This is a genomic window from Sphingomonas sp. (genome assembly GCF_048595155.1).
Lineage (GTDB): Bacteria > Pseudomonadota > Alphaproteobacteria > Sphingomonadales > Sphingomonadaceae > Sphingomonas_I.
Map to the genome: position 1 here is coordinate 1 of NZ_JBMDXN010000123.1, position 3403 is coordinate 3403.

Annotated in this window: 2 protein-coding genes and 2 pseudogenes; 1 reads left to right on the forward strand and 3 read right to left on the reverse strand. The window is 60.7% G+C overall.

Annotation, left to right across the window (positions count from 1 at the left end; genetic code table 11):
- The 3 genes and pseudogenes from ACOJSI_RS19445 to ACOJSI_RS19455 form a co-directional block, all read right to left on the reverse strand.
- Positions 1 to 225, reverse strand: a pseudogene (locus ACOJSI_RS19445) (EF-hand domain-containing protein); the annotation flags it as partial.
- A 171-nt stretch (positions 226 to 396) separates the two neighbouring features.
- Positions 397 to 1722 carry an ATP-binding protein gene (locus tag ACOJSI_RS19450; protein ID WP_420139974.1) on the reverse strand — a complete coding sequence of 442 codons (1326 nt, stop codon included), beginning with the start codon at positions 1720 to 1722 and terminating at the stop codon, positions 397 to 399.
- Positions 1719 to 2438 carry a response regulator gene (locus tag ACOJSI_RS19455; RefSeq protein WP_420139975.1) on the reverse strand — a complete coding sequence of 240 codons (720 nt, stop codon included), beginning with the start codon at positions 2436 to 2438 and terminating at the stop codon, positions 1719 to 1721. The genes ACOJSI_RS19450 and ACOJSI_RS19455 overlap by 4 nt, the downstream gene beginning before the upstream one ends.
- Before the next feature lie 372 nt (positions 2439 to 2810).
- Here ACOJSI_RS19455 and ACOJSI_RS19460 point away from each other — a divergent pair.
- Positions 2811 to 3403, forward strand: a pseudogene (locus ACOJSI_RS19460) (hypothetical protein); the annotation flags it as partial.

A 3403-nucleotide genomic window follows, 5' to 3' on the forward strand; every position in this document is an offset into this window, starting at 1 on the left:
ACCCGCATGAATTTCCGGGAAAACAACGCTCTCATAGCGTTCCACATCGTCCGGATCGATTTCGCCATCCTTACCGACGTCCAGCGTGGCGAAGAAACGGGCTGTGTCTCGTTCCATTTCGACGAGGGTCAGCTTGCCATCGCCATTCGCGTCGGCTCCAGCAAACCAGCCTTCTTCGCCATCGGGGCCGCGGAACGGCTCCCCCATTGGGCTCGCAAACAGCATTCGCGAGGGTTCTCCCTCCCTTTGTGACCACGGTCTCTTTGGCTCCGGGGCACACCCCGCCATGACAATCGGCAAAACGAGAAGGATGGCGTATGACTTCATTCGAGACCGTCCAGGCTGAGGAATCAGACCGGTTGCTGGCCGCCAAATGTTTCCGGCTCGTTTCCTGGGTCAGCGTGAAAGCTCGATACGTGCTACCAGTCCACCGTCGGCGTGATTGATGAGCGTGACATCGCCACCGTGCCGACGCGCGACCGCGCGGGCGCTCGCAAGACCCAACCCGATGCCCCCGGTCTCGCGCGACCGGGATTCCTCACCGCGCACGAAAGGCTCGAACACGCGTTCGAGCATCCCCTCGTCGAGGCCTGGCCCATCATCGCGAACCTCCAGCCAAGCGATCGAAGGTTCAGCGCCCAGGGCAACGTATATCGCGCCGCCAGCATGAGTGACCGCGTTACGAACAAGATTTGTCACCAACGTCTTCAGCCCTCCGGGATCACCTTCGATCACCAAGGGCCCACCTTCCTCGAGTTCGATCCGGTGCCCCTCATCACCAAGTTCGTCCACGACACTTTGGGCGATTGTTCGCAGGTCGAGCCGCTGGCGACGGGCCGGTTGCTCCTCGTCGCGCAGGAACGCCAGTACGGCGCTAAGCATCGCCTGCATGTCCACTATTTCGCTTTCGATTGCAGCACGTATGCCTGCTGGCGCATTTTCGACATGGAGGCCGATCCGCATAAGGGGAGTGCGCAGATCGTGCGCGACAGCGCCGAGCATGAGGGCTCGATCCGCGACGTAGCGTTGCAGCCGCTGCTGCATGCCATTAAATGCCGCTGCTGCCTCTGCCACTTCCGGCGGACCGGATAAATCGATCGGCGAACCTCGCGGATCGCGACCGAGGCGATCGGCCGCGCCCGCAAACATCGCGATGGGCCGCGCGATGCGCCGCGAAAGCCACCAGGCGATTGGTGCCGCGATAAGTAGCGCGGCTAGTAAGGTTACCACCGCCCGCCAGCGCCAGAACCCTAGCGCCAGCCCTGCCGGCGACACAACTACCCACGTCCCATCAGCGTGCCGCAGGGCAATCATGAAATCGCCAGCCACTCCGTTGAAATCGGGAAAGTCGCGAAACAGGCCGCGACGGGCGAACGGTCCCATACGAGGGCCGGCGGGACGCAGGCCTACGCGTAATGCTGTCGGATCGACTGCGAGCCGCGACGCCAGCAAGTCCCGGATGTGCCGTTCGTGCAGCGAGTCCCCCTGAGCGATTCCCGGGTCACTCAGCTCGCGCCGCATGATCGTCTCGTGTCCACCGCCACGCAGGGCGCTCTCGATCTGATCCAGCGTAAACAGCCGTGGCGCGGGAGGCGGCGTGACGATGACAAGAACCACATTCATCGCCTGCATCGAGACGAGCGTCCCTAACAGTAGAAGAAAAATGCGCACGAATAGCGGCCTGCCAGCGGCCCTTTTTATGCCCACTGCCGCGCCGCTCATACGCGGACGACGTCGGGGACGAACATATAACCCTCATTTCGGACAGTGCGGATCATCTCGTCGCCACGCGCGCGTAACTTGCGGCGAAGCCTGCTGACTTGAACGTCGATGGCGCGGTCAAAGGATTCGCTGTCGGGTCCGCGCGCCTGATCGAGCAGCATATCGCGCGACAGCACCCGGCGGGGATGTTCGACAAAGGCGCGCAGCACCTTGAACTCGCCCTCGGTCAGATCGACCAGCACGCCGTCCGTGTCGAACAGTTCGTAGCTGGCGAGATCGATGCGCCACCCCGCGAACCGCCTTGCATCACCAGAACGACCATAGCCACGATCACGAAGTGCGGCTTGGACATGCACTGCTATTTCGCGTGGCGAGCAGGGCTTCGCGAGATATCTGCCCGCCCCAAGCTCCATGCCGATAATACGGTCGGTCTCCTCGCCGCGCGCACTGAGAATGATGATCGGCGGGCCATCCCTCGATGCAAGGCGACGGCAAGCCGACAGCCCACTTTCACCCGGCATCATCACGTCCAATATAATGAGATCGATCGGCTCTATCGCGAGGATCCTGTCCATCTCGATGGTATCGCCTGCAAGGTAGACAACGTAACCTTTCGCTCGCAGGCTTTCACCCAAGAGCGTCCGTATACCGGCGTCGTCGTCAACGACTAGGAGGTTGGCCACAGCGAGAGTGGCGTCGCCGCATCGCGCCGCCACAGGCCCGGGCGCGCAGGCATTGTGGCTGTGCCGTCGAGTTCGTATTCAGTCTGCATCAAAATCCTTTGCACCTGATCGGCCGTGTGACGCTCGCCGTTCCTTATAGCCTCGCCCACTGAAGGGATAGCATGAGGAAGGCCGCTGGCCGATGCCCTCGAGATGCGACTGGCCTTGGCTCGGGGATCCATAAATCGGCAGAGGGCGGGCCTTATAGCCGAGCAATCTGTGAGGAAGCTGCTGCTCGGCTGGCTCCTCTGTTTTTCCGGAGAAGTATCGCGCTCGCGGTCGATCTGGAGAATCGTTTGCATCCGACCCAGCGGGTGAGCTCCGCCAGAAATTTTTCCGAAACATTGGACCGACAGATGCCTGGTTATGCCAGCATCGAACAGCCGTGCGCCGAGAGCCATCGTTCACATCGGCTATCACAAAACCGCAACGACGTGGTTCCAAAAACACGTATATCCCAACGCGCTAACCCACCGCTGGATCCCCCGAGACAAAGCGCGGCGCGCGTTGCTCGATCCAAGCGGGTTACATTTTGATGCGGGGGAAGCGGCCCGGGAACTGGGCGACGTCAGGGATCTTCGACCACCCGTCATCTGCGAGGAAAACTTAAGCGGCGACCTCCACAATGGCGGCCTCCACGGTCTGATGGCTCCCGAAGCCGCACGGCGGATCAAGGCGACCCTGTCCAATCCCTTAATCGTCATTGTAATCCGGTCCCAACCGAGCATCATAGCGGCAAGCTACGTTCAATATGTTCGTGGTGGCGGCACGCTTAGCGTGCAAGATTATCTGTTCTCGTCGAAGCTACAATTCGGGGCACTTCGGCACATCTTCAAAGCACCGCGATTTTCTTTTGATCATTTTGAGTATGATAGACTGATCTCTTATTATGACCAGCTCTTCGGGCGAGCTAACGTACTTGTGCTTCCCTATGAGCTGCTCAGGAAAAAGCCGGGCCA